General features: G+C 37.7%; 18 protein-coding genes. 15 read left to right on the top strand and 3 right to left on the bottom strand.

Going from position 1 to position 15,240, the window contains the following annotated elements:
* Positions 1-301: 301 nt before the first annotated feature.
* The 12 genes from ONT19_RS15770 (at position 302) to ONT19_RS15720 (ending at position 11,349) form a co-directional block, all read left to right on the top strand.
* Complete coding sequence (locus ONT19_RS15770; protein WP_167529954.1) at positions 302-469, top strand: hypothetical protein; 168 nt, start codon at positions 302-304, stop codon at positions 467-469.
* Positions 469-981 carry a DUF6169 family protein gene (locus ONT19_RS15765; RefSeq protein ID WP_154482372.1) on the top strand — a complete coding sequence of 171 codons (513 nt, stop codon included), beginning with the start codon at positions 469-471 and terminating at the stop codon, positions 979-981. The genes ONT19_RS15770 and ONT19_RS15765 overlap by 1 nt, the downstream gene beginning before the upstream one ends.
* 420 nt (positions 982-1,401) lie before the next feature.
* Positions 1,402-1,560 (top strand): hypothetical protein, encoded by a 159-nt coding sequence (locus ONT19_RS15760; RefSeq protein WP_218487706.1) that lies wholly within the window; start codon positions 1,402-1,404, stop codon positions 1,558-1,560.
* The gene (tnpB, locus tag ONT19_RS16365; protein WP_218487681.1) at positions 1,487-1,738 is read left to right on the top strand and encodes an IS66 family insertion sequence element accessory protein TnpB; all 252 of its coding nucleotides are present in this window, start codon (positions 1,487-1,489) and stop codon (positions 1,736-1,738) included. The genes ONT19_RS15760 and tnpB overlap by 74 nt, the downstream gene beginning before the upstream one ends.
* Before the next feature lie 49 nt (positions 1,739-1,787).
* The gene (locus ONT19_RS15755) at positions 1,788-2,756 is read left to right on the top strand and encodes a ComEC/Rec2 family competence protein (RefSeq protein WP_264964891.1); all 969 of its coding nucleotides are present in this window, start codon (positions 1,788-1,790) and stop codon (positions 2,754-2,756) included.
* On the top strand, positions 2,731-5,106 hold the full coding sequence (locus tag ONT19_RS15750) for an RNA-directed DNA polymerase (RefSeq protein WP_264953512.1): 2,376 nt from the start codon (positions 2,731-2,733) through the stop codon (positions 5,104-5,106). Before ONT19_RS15755 ends, ONT19_RS15750 begins: the two co-directional genes overlap by 26 nt.
* Positions 5,103-6,512 (top strand): DNA polymerase, encoded by a 1,410-nt coding sequence (locus ONT19_RS15745; RefSeq protein WP_264914354.1) that lies wholly within the window; start codon positions 5,103-5,105, stop codon positions 6,510-6,512. Before ONT19_RS15750 ends, ONT19_RS15745 begins: the two co-directional genes overlap by 4 nt.
* A 224-nt stretch (positions 6,513-6,736) precedes the next feature.
* Positions 6,737-7,543, top strand: a complete 807-nt coding sequence (locus ONT19_RS15740; protein WP_218487428.1) for a DUF4297 domain-containing protein — start codon at positions 6,737-6,739, stop codon at positions 7,541-7,543.
* 12 nt (positions 7,544-7,555) lie between these two features.
* Positions 7,556-8,251 (top strand): uracil phosphoribosyltransferase, encoded by a 696-nt coding sequence (locus tag ONT19_RS15735; protein ID WP_264914352.1) that lies wholly within the window; start codon positions 7,556-7,558, stop codon positions 8,249-8,251.
* Between the two features lie 338 nt (positions 8,252-8,589).
* Complete coding sequence (locus tag ONT19_RS15730) at positions 8,590-9,738, top strand: hypothetical protein (RefSeq protein ID WP_264953466.1); 1,149 nt, start codon at positions 8,590-8,592, stop codon at positions 9,736-9,738.
* Positions 9,739-10,669: 931 nt separating this feature from the next.
* A complete protein-coding gene (locus tag ONT19_RS15725) occupies positions 10,670-10,837 on the top strand; it encodes a hypothetical protein (protein ID WP_167529954.1) in 168 nt (55 codons plus the stop codon).
* Entirely contained in the window at positions 10,837-11,349 is a 513-nt protein-coding gene (locus ONT19_RS15720) for a DUF6169 family protein (protein ID WP_154482372.1), read from the top strand. The genes ONT19_RS15725 and ONT19_RS15720 overlap by 1 nt, the downstream gene beginning before the upstream one ends.
* A gap of 383 nt (positions 11,350-11,732) precedes the next feature.
* Here ONT19_RS15720 and ONT19_RS15715 read toward each other — a convergent pair whose 3' ends face one another.
* The 3 genes from ONT19_RS15715 to ONT19_RS15705 form a co-directional block, all read right to left on the bottom strand.
* A complete protein-coding gene (locus tag ONT19_RS15715) occupies positions 11,733-11,963 on the bottom strand; it encodes a hypothetical protein (RefSeq protein ID WP_264953465.1) in 231 nt (76 codons plus the stop codon).
* Positions 11,964-12,044: 81 nt separating this feature from the next.
* Positions 12,045-12,470: a DUF2726 domain-containing protein gene (locus ONT19_RS15710; RefSeq protein ID WP_118191813.1), complete on the bottom strand. Its 426-nt coding sequence runs from the start codon at positions 12,468-12,470 to the stop codon at positions 12,045-12,047.
* 70 nt (positions 12,471-12,540) lie between these two features.
* A complete protein-coding gene (locus ONT19_RS15705) occupies positions 12,541-12,792 on the bottom strand; it encodes a hypothetical protein (RefSeq protein ID WP_264953464.1) in 252 nt (83 codons plus the stop codon).
* A 275-nt stretch (positions 12,793-13,067) separates the two neighbouring features.
* Here ONT19_RS15705 and ONT19_RS15700 point away from each other — a divergent pair, with 275 nt between their 5' ends.
* The 3 genes from ONT19_RS15700 to ONT19_RS15690 all read left to right on the top strand — a co-directional run bounded on the left by ONT19_RS15700 (position 13,068) and on the right by ONT19_RS15690 (position 15,170).
* Positions 13,068-13,385 (top strand): hypothetical protein, encoded by a 318-nt coding sequence (locus ONT19_RS15700; protein ID WP_264953463.1) that lies wholly within the window; start codon positions 13,068-13,070, stop codon positions 13,383-13,385.
* 117 nt (positions 13,386-13,502) lie between these two features.
* Positions 13,503-13,874 (top strand): hypothetical protein, encoded by a 372-nt coding sequence (locus tag ONT19_RS15695; protein WP_264953462.1) that lies wholly within the window; start codon positions 13,503-13,505, stop codon positions 13,872-13,874.
* A 114-nt stretch (positions 13,875-13,988) separates the two neighbouring features.
* Entirely contained in the window at positions 13,989-15,170 is a 1,182-nt protein-coding gene (locus ONT19_RS15690; protein WP_264953461.1) for an ATP-binding protein, read from the top strand.
* Positions 15,171-15,240: the final 70 nt, after the last annotated feature.

Raw genomic sequence — 15,240 nt, 5'->3', positions numbered from 1 at the left:
AACCGCTACGCTCTAAGGTTGGCGGACCATCAAAGGTCTCGCCATTTTTTGCGGGATGGGACCGCCAGGCTGTTGCGGGGGGAGACCTGATGCTGCATCAAAGCCCTCGCCATGGTTGTGCGGGATGGGACCGCCTGGGAATAGCAGTTTATAGTTTACAGTTAATAGTTTATCGTTTACAGTTGATTTTGTAGTAATTCGCTGATGAGTTGCAGATTTCTTTTGATTTTCTTGGTGGTTTCGAGGAAAAAGCGTATTTTTGCGGCAGATTGCAATTAAAGAATTTAAAAGGAGAACTATTATGGATACATTAGATAAAGAATTTTGGGAAAAACGTGAAGCTGCTATGAAAAGATTTATGGCGGCAAAAGAGCGTAAAAAGGCTCGTGTAGCTGAAATTACTAAGAGCCTTTGTGAGGAATATAAGGAACGAACGGGGGTATATCCTAAATATATAAATGTTTGGTAATGAAACCACTTCCTTTGGATATAATTAATGCTTCTGCTCCTTATGAGGTTTATTGGCATGAAACGTCTCGAACTTATCGCTTTAAAAGTGATTTTGGTGTGGTACTTGCTATTGGCTTTGATGATGATGACATCATTGAAAATGCAGAATCATATGTCTTTTCTATCATCAATGTAAATAAAATACCTTCTCCACGAGACTTGAAAATGCGTGATACGGTGATGCTTATCATAGAGAACTTCTTTAATATGAACGAAGCAGCTCTCTTGTATATTTGTGAGAGTGGGGATGGTAAGCAGCATATGCGAAGCCGTCTGTTTGAATATTGGTTTTCCTCTTATCAAATGAAAGATAAGTTTATTTTGATGCCTGTCAGTATCGAAGATATGGAGGGAATTGAAAATTTTGCAGCTTTAATTATTCGAAAAGATAATCCGAATGTTTTAGATATTGTTGCAGAATTTTCAAACACTGTGGCTATGTTTAGGGTAAAACCTAATAGTCATGACTAATTTCTTTTGATATTCTTGATGGGCTTAAAAGTCTTTACGCCCCCTTCGGTTCCCCTTACAGGGGACAGAAACCTTCCTTACCGTTAAGGAAGGCTCCACCTCTCATCTCGGTCTTCTCCCCTCAGGGAAGAAGAGGGAAACCGCCCTACAGTGCTATATTTGCCCCACCTGTCCCTCCCCTGCGGGAGGGTCCTTAACCCACTCCCAAGCCCTCGCCCTTTCCAAAAGGGCAAGGGATGTAACCGCCCTCCGGTGCTCGGAACCGCTACGCTCTAAGGTTGGCGGACCAAAGCGGTCTTCGCCATGTTATGCGGGATGGGACCGCCTGGGGAATACAGGTTATAGTGTAAACCACCAATACAGCGTAAGGTGGGTTGAATGAAATATATTATCTTTGCAACCGTTTTAAATTCACATAAAATGGAAAGCAAAGAATATTTTGAAAAGGTCATGCAGGACCACAACCAGAACCGAAAGGGACGTAGCCTGCGTAAGTATTGCAAAGATGAAGCAGTGGATTATGACTGGCTCATCCAGTACAAGAAGAACTATCGTCTTTTATTCCAAGGACTATCGTAAGGTAAAAATCTTGCATTATGATATAAATGGTTGGGTTCTTTGCTCGAAGTGGTTTACTGACGGTAAGTTTCTCAAGCCGTTAAATTTTAGAAAATCAAAACTTTATTCAAAAATACTGATATGTGTTACTGATTGTAATATAGTAGGGATGCAGTATTGGCGATATATAAGATTCTGAAGAATAATTATTTCGTCCTCTTGACAAAGGACACTATATGAATACTTTTATGACTATTACTTTTTTGCAAGCTTATAATGGCGATGCCATTCACATAGAACACGATGGGCACCATGTTATAATCGATGGTGGACCAAAGTGTGAGGAGTTGGAGTCGTTGGTTGGGGAAATTGTAGCTAATCACGAAATCATCGATTTGCTAATAATTACTCATTACGATGAAGACCATATATTGGGAATTTATAAAATCTTATCAAAACTGTCCTCAACAGTATCGCTAAAAAATATGATTGGCGAAGTGTGGTTTAATGCAACTAAAATAGGGGCTAAAGGAAATCCATATATGTTATCAGCCAATCAGGCATTGAAAATGGGAAAATTGCTTATACGAAATGATGTAAATTGGATTTCCGAAGTGCAAACAGGTAAGCAATTCAATATTGGAAATGATGGATGGTTGGAAGTGATTTATGGAGGTGAAATATTTGAAATAAACGCTGAAAATACCAACTTAAGTAGTGTTTATTGTGATTGGAAAAGTACATTTCAAGTTCTGGAACCTTTTGTTGATGACAAAGTAAAGGATGTATCTCCTGTAAATGCTCAATCAATGATATTGGTTCTACATATCGGCAAAGACAAACAGGTGCTTTTAACGGGTGATGCTACTCCTGATAAATTGTTTGCTGCTCTCGGAGAATATCTGGAAAAGGGAAACTCTAATTGTTTTGAGCTAATCAAGCTTCCTCATCACGGCAGCTACAGAAATTTAACAAAGGATATTCTAGAGCAGGTTGTTTGTTTTGACTATGTGATTTGCTCTAATGGGGATAGATATTATTTGCCTGATAAAAAGGCTTTAATGAAGATTTTCAAGTGGGGGCGAAAAAAGGCGACCGAAAAAATTCGAATTCATCTTAATTACTATGCAGACTTGTTTCCAAAACTGAATATTTCGGAACAAGATATGCAAAATAATCATTTCTTCTGTGATGGTAAACGAATCTTTGAACTATAATTATAACTCTTGTAGTATATCTCTGTTAGTAGCTGGATCTATGCAAAGCGGATCTGGTTTTATCTATGTAACTCCACCTACCTGTGATTACAATTACATCATAACGGCGAAACATATATTCCAGGAGGGTAATTCAACTGTTGCAATTAATAGGCTAAGTGATATTACCGTAAAGAGGTATTTACTTGAGTCTAAGTTAGAAGAGCTTATAGTGAAGCAAGCTTCTTTGGCAAACAGATTGTATTGCTCGGATAAAATGGATTTAGCCATCTTGAAGATTGACAAGGAATGGATGCCTAAAGCTAAAAGAATATATGTCCGGAATATTATGGATGTAGAAAATGAATCTTTGTGTGAATCGGTATCCTTTCCAACAATATTGAGGGATGAGCGAACTAAGCTGACTTTTGAAGTAAAAGACAATGAGCAGTTTTGCTTGAGATTAAAGGATGCTGTTAAAGACATAGCCCATTTTAGTGCGATTTCTGGATCTGGAATATTCTTGAAATCTGCTCCATATCTGATTGGAGTGATTGCTTCATATAGGCTACAAAACTTTGAGCTGAATGAGATTTGCGTGTCTAAAATAGACTGGGGAATCGTTAACTTAGATCTGAAAGCACGTAAATGGTTTCAGCTGGAAATGAATGAGTCGAAATATTCAAAGATTTCAGATAATAGAGAAATCATCAATATAGGCGATGTTCTGGTTAATGGGGTTTCATTTGATTTCTACAGAGGTATAGATAATCTTGGATATGATTTGAGAGATGATTGGTTTTTCGATCCTTTGCATTATGCTGATATGTGTAATAAGGCATTTGTTCTTGAATATTTCTCAATTCAAGAAAATCGAATAAACTATAAGGCTGAAAAAATGCCAATAGCTTATTTGCCTAAAAAAACACTTATCTTAAGAAAGGCTATGATAGGTAGATTCATAGACCGCCTTGTTTACACTTCTTTACTGCAAATCCTAGGTCCTGCTATAGATAGAAACTTGAGCCCTTATGTCTTTTCGGCTAGATATAATAAGGAGAATGTTCCAGGCTTGATAGTAAATGGGGTCCAGCAGTGGATAAAAATGAATTATCTTATCAAGGATTGGATTGAGGAAGGAAAAGGCTGCCTGGTTAAAGTTGATTTACTCAATTATTATGATACAAACAACAAGGAAATTCTCATCAGGTTATTATATGAGATAGCTAGTTCAAATGAAGAAAAAAAAGCAGTAGTTTTTTTAAATGGGTTCTTACAGCAGATTGATGAGCCTGAAAACAAGGTGGGGATTCCGCAAAACTGTGACGCTTCTTCGTTGTTGGCAACTTTCTATGTAAGCCATGTTGATGAATTTATGCTATCAAGAGCTCTGAATTATTGTAGGTTTATGGATGATATCTACTTCGTTGCAGCTGATGTTTACGAAGCTAGGCATCTGCTACAACTTATGGAGAAAGAATTGCGTTCTATCGGCTTGGCCCTAAATGCTCAAAAAGTGGAATTCATAAGCTTAGATGACCAGGAAAAAACTTTTCGTTTCAGGGAGAACATTTATTCTTATGATCACACCAAGCAAATGATTTATGTGCTAATGCGCAGTCATCAAAAGGCAAGACGTATGAACGCAATGGCTAAACTAATGGAGGAGGTGAATCAGGCATTGTTTAATAGAAATGCGCAAGACATTGATAGAGCAGAAAGATCGCTGAAATTCTGTTTGCATATACTTAGTACTTGTCCAATTAAACTATATACAGGTTGGGAGGGATTTCTTAATGCTCTGCTTGAACTTGTAGATATGCAAGAGAATGATCCTTCTTTAACACCATTGTTGTGTCAAATACTGGCTTCATTAAGTAAGGCTAGAGATATCAGTAACATAAAGGAAAAGATAGCTGCTTCTCTGATGAAAGGACATTTTACTTATGAATGGCAAACATACAATCTGTGGATGTTATTGGCGTATCTCAAATATCAGACTCCAGAATTACTAAAGTATGCAGCCCAGCAGATTGATTCTAATGATGAAACTAGAAGAATAGAAGTTGCTGCTATTATGATTTATATGGCAACAATCAAGCCTAAATACAATAGAATCTTATTGCATAAATTGAGAAATGGGCAAATTCATGGTTATGTTCAGCAACGATGTGCGTTGATTGCATGTCGGGCTATTGAGAGTGAGGCGATAGATGATGCGGTAAAAGCTGTACTTCCTAGCGATTTACAGGTATGCCATTCTTTCTTGAATAAGCATAAAGAAAGAGGCTTAATCTATTTTCATCGTATTAGTTCTACTTATCTAAAAAGTAGTAGTAGTTTGTTTCCTGAATTTTATTCTGGCTTATGAAAATTTATATCGTAGTAGTATATGAACAGGTTGCTTATGCCATTAGTGCTGAAGAAAGTGATTCTATAGAGACTATAAAGAAAAACCGATTGTATCCGAACTGTCTGTTTGTGACTCCTCATGTATCTGAATTGTTAAGCTGTCTTGATGACGGCTGTATGGCTAAGATCTTAGATTTTGAATGTCTGGATAAGGAAATTAGACAATCCTTAAACTATGTGGATATACATAAATGGGAATGGAACGAAGCGGAAATGATCAAGTATTATCTAGATAAAGATTTGGAAGGAGAAGAGAATCAAATTGATGCGGTATTACTTCTTTTAAAGGAGTGCTTCTGTGAAATGAAAAATAAGGGAAATGGTGAATGGGAGAGAATAGAGAAGATAGAAATTCCTGTCAATTCATTATTATTTAGAGCTCAGCGCAGAGGATTCTATGTAAACCATGAGGCAATTTTGGATGAATGTGAAAATTGTTTTTCTGAGATGTATCATCTGAAAAATAAAATTCAAATAGAGTATAATCAGGTTGTACCAGACGTTACTCAATATATGCTTGATCATCATATTTCTCAGTGGACAATTGATCATTATAAACTTAAAATATTGGCAAAAAAACATCCAGAATTAAGTACTTATATTCAGTTGAATAAAACAGAGAAGGCCTTCGAGTCTTTGATATATATGTCATCTTTTTCTGAAAACAGAAGATGTCAACCTCAATATAAAGGTTTTGGTTCTGCCACAGGAAGGATAATGATGAGGGAACCGGCTTTGCAGAATTTAAAAAGAGAATACAGAAAATTTCTGAAGGATCCAGATAAGGAATACATCTATATAGATTATAGTCAATTTGAAGCTGGAATTTTGGCTGGAATTACAAAAAATAAAAATCTTATAGATTTATACAATAAGGGTACAATCTATGAAGAATTGATGAATTTGACAAAAGTAGATAAGGATATGGCCAAAACTTACTTTTATTGTTTTGTTTATGGAGGTATAGTTGTTGATGGTGCAAAGAATTTTTTTGAAAAGTATTGTCCGCAATCAGAAATAGATAAAATTATAAAAGAGTATTCTCAAAAAGGTTATGTTAGTTCTCCATTAGGAAATGCTAGAATGTTGGATGCTACTAGTGAAAACAAATGGGTTGTAAACCATCTTATTCAAAGTACTTCCTCCTTGATTTTCAAACAGGCTTTGCTAAATGTAGAGAATTCCATTTATTCAAACAGGTATCAACTTGTTATGCCTATGCATGATGCTGCATTGTATATTGTTGATAATTTGGATAAGGCGTGTAAAGATGATATAGAAAAACAGTTTAAAATGGCTTTTAAACACTATTTACCGAATATAACTCCCATTGTGAAGTTTAAAAATTACTTTGAAGGAGAGTAGGGTTTGGAAACAATAATGATTTATATTGAGGGCTATTTCGTATCGGGAGTTTTCGCAGTGATAATGTTGAAAGCATCTTATCCTGATGCTCTTTTATCTTGATTCCTATCAAATGATATGAAATAGGGGACACTTTACGTTAAAAAGATATTATTTTTGATAAAAAACTTGCTTGATGTTGAAAAAAATAAGTATATTTGCGCTGTTAAATAAAATGCATCGTTATGGATGAAGATGAAAAATTATACTTAACCAATAAGCATCGTGGCGGTGAAAGTGGTAGACGAGGTAATCTCTATGAAGCCTATTATGCTGTTTTCGCAATATTCCGTGAAATAGCTAATGGGAATGATTCGACTATCGTCTCAGGGCAAGTTGAAGATGCTTATGTGGATGATTTGCTTATTTCTGATGGTACAACGAATGTTTATCATCAATTAAAGAATAAGAAAAATCCATCTTGGGGGAGTATGAAACATGGTGAATTGAAATATGATTTCTCCATGCAGAAGAAGCTATGTGAAGAGCGGGCTGAAAGGTTCTCTTTAAAACTCGTGGTTAGTGGCAGAAAAGATAGTTTAATAGAGCGTATGCCTGATGGCTTGAAAGGGGTTACCTCTGTAGAATCCTATCCGATGTTGCACTGCTTGAATGAATACATTTATTGGCAAGATTTTGCAGATGTTGCTTATAAGGCTGTAGGTTGTAAACCTGGCGAGAATAACAAGATTGAAGTAGTTTCAATGATTCTCATTTCGCTATGGCAAGCTGATGCGTATAGCAACTTGGATGTAAAGGGGTATTGGACTCTGATGGAAGATAAGTGGTATGGTGGAATGCCAATAGATGAAACTTTAAAAAATCAATTGGTTACACTGCTGAGTGGCATGGGCTTCTCTTTAAAGGTTGATAAAAATGTGATAGAATGGAGTTTTCGGCATTTTGAGGGTACTCTTAAGTTAAACGACAAAAAGATGAGTAGCTTATTGGAAATTCAAGATGTAGAAACTATGATCCAAAACTTGATTTAAAATGGAAAGGTTATGGCAAGAATATTTGAAAATTTAAATCATGAGAATAAACTGAAGGTTAAACAAGCTTTAACTCAGCTCATAATGCCAAATGTTGATTCTGCAGTATATCGTATGGCCTTTTCGGAATTAGGCTCAGAACTTGGGGTGTTAATTACTGAAAGATATCCTGAGTTAGGAAATGTGCTGCTTGTCTGTGCGTCTGAAGATGCTGATTGGTTGGCGAAAGGTTTGATTGATAGTTTGCATCATGATATTGGACTGGCTGTTTTGTGGTCTAATAGGATTACTATCAGCCAAGATCCAAAGATAGAGGTTTCTGAAATCAATAAATCTTATGTAGATATGGAGGGTGATACTTGTGATACGATGATAGTCGTAAAATCGATTATCAGTACTTCCTGTGTTGTAAAATCACAGTTGAACTATCTTGTGAAACGTGTAAACCCTCAGAATATTATAATCGCAGCTCCTGTCATGTATGTAAATGCTAAGGATAGTTTAATGAAGGAGTTTCCTGCTTCTGTTTCATCAAAATTTAAATTCCTTACATTTGCAATTGATGATGTCAGAGATGATAATGGCGTCGTATTACCGGGAGTTGGTGGTATGGTGTATCCTAAACTTGGTCTTGGCAATCAGGTTGAGAAGAATTCATATATGCCGCAGATTGTAAGGGATAGGGCTTTTGCTTCCTTGAGAGCCTGATATCTTTTTGGTACTGATTCACCGCTACAATTATATGATAATAGCGGTATATTGGTACCAAAAGTTATGATGTTACTTCTCTCATATCGAGCTTAGCAATCCTTCACCCTATAAATAATATTAAATGTAAAAAATAAGCGTTTAGCTGCGTGTGTTTTTTATGATGTTAAATCGAAATAATCATTCTTATACAGTAGATGAACATTTTCTTCCAGGAAAGGTTGTAGTAATGTATATAAGATATAGATTTCTTCATAACTGGGTATTTATTTTTCTTACATTATTATGGCTGTCATTCTATATTACTTTTGAGCCTTATTTGGAATGAAGAATTTAAAATGTTGTTTGGTGCAGGTTTTATATTAATCATCTTATACTGCTTTTTGATGGCTGCATGGAGTAAGATAGTTGATTATAGAAATCTAGGTCTTGAAAAGAAAATAGTATATCCTATCGTTGATAGGTTACTAGCCAAATCAACAAAACTATCTTCAAGAAAATGTAGAGTAAAAAGAAGAAAACTTATAAGTATAGAAGATGGTTCTATAGATTCCCCCAGTGAATCTGTTGTCGTTTTCTTTGGAGATGGTAGCATTTGTGAATATCCTTTTTCCTTTATGGCAGAAAAATGTAAGGGGGCTGTAATCGTGAGATCTTTAAGTCTTACTCATTATGTCTGTAAGAATGAAAGGAGAATATCCGAAGCAAAAAGTTTGTTACCGGAACTGTCCTTCAATAGTTGGCTTAAGCTTGTGTCATTCTTAATTTTATTTTTAGGTGGCATATCGTTTTGTATATTTACCTTTCTGCCACCAGAAGTATTTTCCATCATTATCTTTTTGGGGGTAGTTTTAATAATGTTGTTTATATATTTATGTCCGCAACTGGAGTCACATAATGTCCAAAAAGTGACTTGGAAGATGGCCCTGTTTAAAGTAATGAAAACTCCGATTAGTGTAATTTATCTTTTTTCTACATTAAACTTGCCATTTATGGCATTGCTTATCGTGAGTGTTGTATCTGTTATCTCGGCTGTGCTTCCTGTATATATTGTTATTTTTCTCACAAATAAAGTCGCTCCGGGACTGATTTGTAAGCCTACAGAGTATTTTGTTATATTAGTACTGAGTTCATTTATTCTAGTATATTGTCCATCTTATATAAAGCGAGTAATCTGTAAAACTCCATTCGTTACTCATACCGAAGGAAAAAGGTTTAAAAAAAGAATTGCAGAATTAATTATATATATTTACGATGCTGGTTCTGTAGAATTTCTTTTGAATGTGGCCTATGCTGTTTTTGTTTGTATCATATGCATAAAGAAATTTCAATTTGCAGAATTTTTGTTTAGCAAAGAAATTGATGAAGTAATTCTGAATGCCTTTGTTGTGTTTCTGTCTTTTGAAGGGATTAGAAGTTCATATAAGAGGATTCATTTATCTGCAATATCATTATTTCAGAAAATATGGAGGCTATTAGATACATAGTAAGTATTTTGTGATAGCCGTAATAAGAATCGTAGAGATAGAAAACTTCGTAACTCTTCTGCGTATTCCAGTCGATACTCGTTCACTAATTCCGATGATATCCGTTTACTCCATTAGTAATCTTCGTAAGCGTCCAGTAAATTACCATTAGCCCGTATGGCGGTACCTATATAATATATTACCTTTGCATCCGTAATCAAAACAGCTTGATAATGGAAACAAGGGAATATTTCGAAAAAGTAATGCAGGATTACAACCAAAATCGTAAAGGTCGTAGCTTGCGCAAGTATTGTAAAGATAAGGCAGTTGATTATTTTTTTGAAAAATGTTGGATGTGCTAACTGCTGAAAATCAGCAGTTGCGTTCTAACGGTGATTTACTTTCTGCCTCTCCGTCTCTCCTGCAAGGAGAGCTCCACATCCTAACCAAGCCACAATAGGCTTTACGACCCTTTCGGTTCCCCTCAAAGGGGACAGAAACCCTTCTCGAAAAGGGAAGGATGTAACCGCCCTCTGTGCTGTTTTTTCGAAAATCACCCCGTCCCTCTTTACCCTTAAAGAGGGCTCCACCTCTCATCTCGGTCTTCTCCCCTCAGGGAAGAAGAGGGAAACCGCCCTTCTCGGTGCTCGTAACCGCTACGCTCTAAGGTTGGCGGACCATCAAAGGTCTCGCCATTTTTTGCGGGATGGGACCGCCAGGCTGTTGCGGGGGGAGACCTGATGCTGCATCAAAGCCCTCGCCATGGTTGTGCGGGATGGGACCGCCTGGGAATAGCAGTTTATAGTTTACAGTTAATAGTTTATCGTTTACAGTTGATTTTGTAGTAATTCGCTGATGAGTTGCAGATTTCTTTTGATTTTCTTGGTGGTTTCGAGGAAAAAGCGTATTTTTGCGGCAGATTGCAATTAAAGAATTTAAAAGGAGAACTATTATGGATACATTAGATAAAGAATTTTGGGAAAAACGTGAAGCTGCTATGAAAAGATTTATGGCGGCAAAAGAGCGTAAAAAGGCTCGTGTAGCTGAAATTACTAAGAGCCTTTGTGAGGAATATAAGGAACGAACGGGGGTATATCCTAAATATATAAATGTTTGGTAATGAAACCACTTCCTTTGGATATAATTAATGCTTCTGCTCCTTATGAGGTTTATTGGCATGAAACGTCTCGAACTTATCGCTTTAAAAGTGATTTTGGTGTGGTACTTGCTATTGGCTTTGATGATGATGACATCATTGAAAATGCAGAATCATATGTCTTTTCTATCATCAATGTAAATAAAATACCTTCTCCACGAGACTTGAAAATGCGTGATACGGTGATGCTTATCATAGAGAACTTCTTTAATATGAACGAAGCAGCTCTCTTGTATATTTGTGAGAGTGGGGATGGTAAGCAGCATATGCGAAGCCGTCTGTTTGAATATTGGTTTTCCTCTTATCAAATGAAAGATAAGTTTATTTTGATGCCTGTCAGTATCGAAGATATGGAGGGAATTGAAAATTTTGCAGCTTTAATTATTCGAAAAGATAATCCGAATGTTTTAGATATTGTTGCAGAATTTTCAAACACTGTGGCTATGTTTAGGGTAAAACCTAATAGTCATGACTAATTTCTTTTGATATTCTTGATGGGCTTAAAAGTCTTTACGCCCCCTTCGGTTCCCCTTACAGGGGACAGAAACCTTCCTTACCGTTAAGGAAGGCTCCACCTCTCATCTCGGTCTTCTTCTCTTAGGGAAGAAGAGGGAAACCGCCCTTAGTGCTATATTTGCCCCACCTGTCCCTCCCCTGCGGGAGGGTCCTTACCCTATACCCAAGCCCTAAATCCCTACCACAGGGATTAGGGATGTAACCGCCCTCCGGTGCTCGGAACCGCTTCGCTCTAAGGTTGGCGGGGCATCAAAGCCCTCGCCATGTTGTGCGGGATGGACCGCCTGGGAATAGCAGTTTATAGTTTACAGTTAATAGTTATAGTTTACGATTGATTTCGTGGTTATTTGCTGATAACTTGCAGATTTCTTGCTTTTTTCTCATCAGGATTGTTGTAATCCGCTATGGAAAAGCCATTGTTCTTTTTATAGGCAAAGCGTATTTTGACCGTTTTCTTGTCAAAGGTTACCTGGAGTCCTGGGTAGAACCTGTATCTGATATTTTCATACCACAGTTCTTGTTCTGAAGCCTTCTTCATGGAATCCATCCTCAGAAAGATTCCAATCTTTTTCATTTCCCATATAGTGTGCAAATACTTTCATTTCATTCTTTTTTTATTCATATGTTTGTGTTTACTTTTGTGTCTGCATTTGTGTCAGCAAATCGTATCCAGCCGTTCCTTCACTTTTTCTTCTTCATTTGCACCCTTTGTTGATAATCTTAAGAGTTGGAGATGATATGATTTGAAGATGTGGTCCTTTAGGGCGTCACGACTACTTTGTACGGTTCCTTTATGGTGATAGGCATAACCATCGATTTCTATACCGAGTAATGGTTGCTTGGTAGCCCGATTTATGATCAGGAAATCTACATGGGTATTGAAATTGCCTGCATAAATTCTTTCTTCTTCACTCATTAAGTCTGTTTGCCTGAAGATTGAACGCAAAGGGATATGGCATAATACATGGAGACAGGAATACTTCCGGTCACTTTCAAGTATACTTTTGATCAGAGAATACGCAATGTTCTCAGAAGCATACTCTGAGATTTTCGGATGGCTTTCCAAGAATGCAATGCGCATATCAGTATATTGACTATAGAGATAGTCAAAGATAGAAAACACCTTGCTGTCTACGACCTTACAGTTTAGTTTACACTCTCTCTGAAATGTTATGATTGCTCTTGAAGTGAGTCCATTCAAATTTGAGGTTTTCCAATTCCAACCTTGAAGTTGCCTGTTGATTCTTTAAATCAAAGACTTTGTCTAAATGCAAAGAAATTCTTTGAATCTCTTTTTCAACAACAGTTTTTTCCTCTTCTTCTATTCCCCAATCTTTTACATTCTCTGGTATTGGGGGTTGTCCTTCCTTGATAAAGATCTCCTTATTATCATGGCTTCCCAAAGGTCTTTTGCCTTTGAGATGTTATGCCGATTCGTGATGACAGGCTTAGGAATCTTATAGCTGTTGAGGTAACTGGTTTTGATGGCGGATAGGGCTTTTTCCTTTCTATTTTTTTGCAAAATTAGCTGAATGGTGAGAAAAATAGTTGCTCTGGAGAAAATATTCTCAACCTGTGAAATGAACTTTCATTGCTGCCCCGTAACTTTGCACCAGAATACAGAATCAGGCACAAAGTATATGAGTGTCAATTGTTTTACTTTTAAAATATCAGACAGATGAATACGGCATTAAAGATGAAATTGGAGGAAATGAACAGACGTTTGAATGAGGCTCTTGATACTGACCTCTTCGAAGAATCTGAGTCTGAATTTAATGAATTTCAGGCTGAGGTAGATTCCTTTGAGAGAGAGTTGGAGGAGATATCGGAGTCCAGGCAGGATCATCTGCAGCTTTCTGAGCTGAAGAAGATTGGTGCCATCCAGAAGAAAATCCGGCAGGTGAAGAATGGGTATAATATTTATGACCCTGAGTATGAGAGAAGTGTTATGTTTCCTAATGGTGAGGACGAAGAAGAGGATGATTTCTTCATTTAAAAAATGATGACTGATGGGAAATAGACCTTATTTGAGAACCATATTGGGAGGAACTGACTTCAAAAGTCTTTCCCTCATGGAGAAAATTGTATGTATTAATGTAGTGCTATTATGGTTATGCAAACGTCATGTAAGAAAGGTATGGAGCAGATGGACTTGCTCCAAGCCTTCGAGATTATCGTAGACAAAGCCAAGGGTTCTTCACTTGGTGAGAAGTTCTATCAGGAGGCAGACCCATATCTTGGATTTGTTTCTGACAAGTTGTGTATCTCCAAGCGTGCCAGTGCCATCATGGCCTTGTTTGCCGACAGGTGTGATGACAATCACATCCAGTTTTCTGACTATACGGATTTTCTGGATTGCAGAATCCTTAGCTTGCTTCGATATTCCAAGGAGACAGAGGAACTTGTTGACAAGGAATATGTCTGCCGGAGTAAGGATGAAGGTCTTTACTACTGCATCCCCATGGAGGTGATGGAGGCATTTTAGCAGAATCAACGTTATATACCCTCTGATGTGGAGGAGCTTACAGCCAGGGAATTGTTTGACAAGTTCAATGAACTGTTCACAAAATGCCGTCGCAGGAAACTTGACAGGCAAATATTGAAAAAGAAGCTCAGGGCATTGGTTCGCAAGAATGAGAACCTGGCTTTTGTCAAGGCCATGTCTTCATTTGACATAGATGTGGAGGATACAGAATTTTCCCTTTTTCTGTTGTTCTGTACACTCTTTGTCATAGATGGTGATGACGATATCCGCTATCACGACTTGGAATTTCTCTACGAGGAGGGAGAGGCTGCCTGGAGATGGGCAAAGAGAGGCTTGAGCCAAGGTGACCATTTGTTCTTAGTGGAGAAGTTTATCGAGTATACCAATGATGATGGCTTTGTGGACAGGGAGTCCTTCAAGATTACAGACGATGCCAAGAAACTGCTCTTCTCTGAGCTCAACCTGTCTTCCATGCGTGGTGTCCGGCCGAAGGGAGGGATGTTGTCATTTGAGGACATCAAACCCAAGCAGCTGTTCTACAACAGTAAGGAACGAAAGCAAGTTGATGAGCTGGCAACACTCTTGGAGGAAGAGCACTACCAGAGTATCAGAAATCGTCTGAGGGAAACCAATTTCAGGAGTGGCTTTGCTTGTCTTTTTTATGGCGCGCCTGGTACTGGCAAGACGGAGACTGTTCTTCAGATAGCCAGGAAGACAGGGCGTGACCTGATTCAGGTGAACGTGTCAGAGGTTAAGAGCATGTGGGTTGGCGAGAGCGAAAAGAACATCAAGGGTATCTTCGATGACTATAAGCAGAAGGTGAAGCAATCTGTCAAGGCTCCTATCCTGTTATTCAATGAGGCTGATGCTATTATCGGCAAGCGTCAGGTGGGAGCGGAAAGAGCTGTGGAAAAGATGGAGAACAGTATTCAGAACATCATCCTTCAGGAGATAGAGCAGCTGGATGGTATTCTCATCGCCACAACCAACCTCGCAGAGAACATGGACAAGGCTTTTGAGCGTCGTTTCCTCTATAAAGTGAAATTTGAGAAGCCTGATTTGGCTTGCCGTTCACAGATTTGGCAAGCGATGATACCTTCTTTGGAGGATGCTGATGCTTCTTTCCTTGCTGCCCGCTATGATTTCAGTGGTGGTGAGATTGAGAATATTGCCCGTCATTACACCATTCAGACTATTTTGCATGGTAGCCCGGAGAAGATGGTCAAGTCTCTTACCGAGTTTTGCGAGAGCGAGAGGTTGGAAGGTGCCAGGGCCAAGAGAAAGATAGGATTCTAATGTATAATCAAAATTAAATATCCCCTATGGAGAAGTATATATTTTTGGATTTCGATGGAGTGCTCAATAC

The organism is Segatella copri (genome assembly GCF_026015625.1).
In the GTDB taxonomy this organism is placed as follows: domain Bacteria; phylum Bacteroidota; class Bacteroidia; order Bacteroidales; family Bacteroidaceae; genus Prevotella; species Prevotella copri_H.
This window is presented reverse-complemented; position numbering and strand designations above follow the sequence as displayed.

Bases quoted from the DNA above. Each gene is read 5' to 3' on its own strand.
- ONT19_RS15710 (WP_118191813.1), bottom strand. From the start codon at position 12,470: ATGCGCATTGCATTCTTGGAAAGCCATCCGAAAATCTCAGAGTATGCT.
- ONT19_RS15735 (WP_264914352.1), top strand. From the start codon at position 7,556: ATGGCAAGAATATTTGAAAATTTAAATCATGAGAATAAACTGAAGGTT.
- ONT19_RS15750 (WP_264953512.1), top strand. From the start codon at position 2,731: ATGGTAAACGAATCTTTGAACTATAATTATAACTCTTGTAGTATATCT.
- ONT19_RS15720 (WP_154482372.1), top strand. From the start codon at position 10,837: ATGAAACCACTTCCTTTGGATATAATTAATGCTTCTGCTCCTTATGAG.
- ONT19_RS15770 (WP_167529954.1), top strand. From the start codon at position 302: ATGGATACATTAGATAAAGAATTTTGGGAAAAACGTGAAGCTGCTATG.
- ONT19_RS15715 (WP_264953465.1), bottom strand. From the start codon at position 11,963: ATGAAAAAGATTGGAATCTTTCTGAGGATGGATTCCATGAAGAAGGCT.
- ONT19_RS15755 (WP_264964891.1), top strand. From the start codon at position 1,788: ATGACTATTACTTTTTTGCAAGCTTATAATGGCGATGCCATTCACATA.
- ONT19_RS15740 (WP_218487428.1), top strand. From the start codon at position 6,737: ATGGATGAAGATGAAAAATTATACTTAACCAATAAGCATCGTGGCGGT.
- ONT19_RS15765 (WP_154482372.1), top strand. From the start codon at position 469: ATGAAACCACTTCCTTTGGATATAATTAATGCTTCTGCTCCTTATGAG.
- ONT19_RS15730 (WP_264953466.1), top strand. From the start codon at position 8,590: ATGTTGTTTGGTGCAGGTTTTATATTAATCATCTTATACTGCTTTTTG.
- ONT19_RS15760 (WP_218487706.1), top strand. From the start codon at position 1,402: ATGGAAAGCAAAGAATATTTTGAAAAGGTCATGCAGGACCACAACCAG.
- ONT19_RS15695 (WP_264953462.1), top strand. From the start codon at position 13,503: ATGCAAACGTCATGTAAGAAAGGTATGGAGCAGATGGACTTGCTCCAA.
- ONT19_RS15725 (WP_167529954.1), top strand. From the start codon at position 10,670: ATGGATACATTAGATAAAGAATTTTGGGAAAAACGTGAAGCTGCTATG.
- ONT19_RS15700 (WP_264953463.1), top strand. From the start codon at position 13,068: ATGAATACGGCATTAAAGATGAAATTGGAGGAAATGAACAGACGTTTG.
- ONT19_RS15745 (WP_264914354.1), top strand. From the start codon at position 5,103: ATGAAAATTTATATCGTAGTAGTATATGAACAGGTTGCTTATGCCATT.
- tnpB (WP_218487681.1), top strand. From the start codon at position 1,487: ATGAAGCAGTGGATTATGACTGGCTCATCCAGTACAAGAAGAACTATC.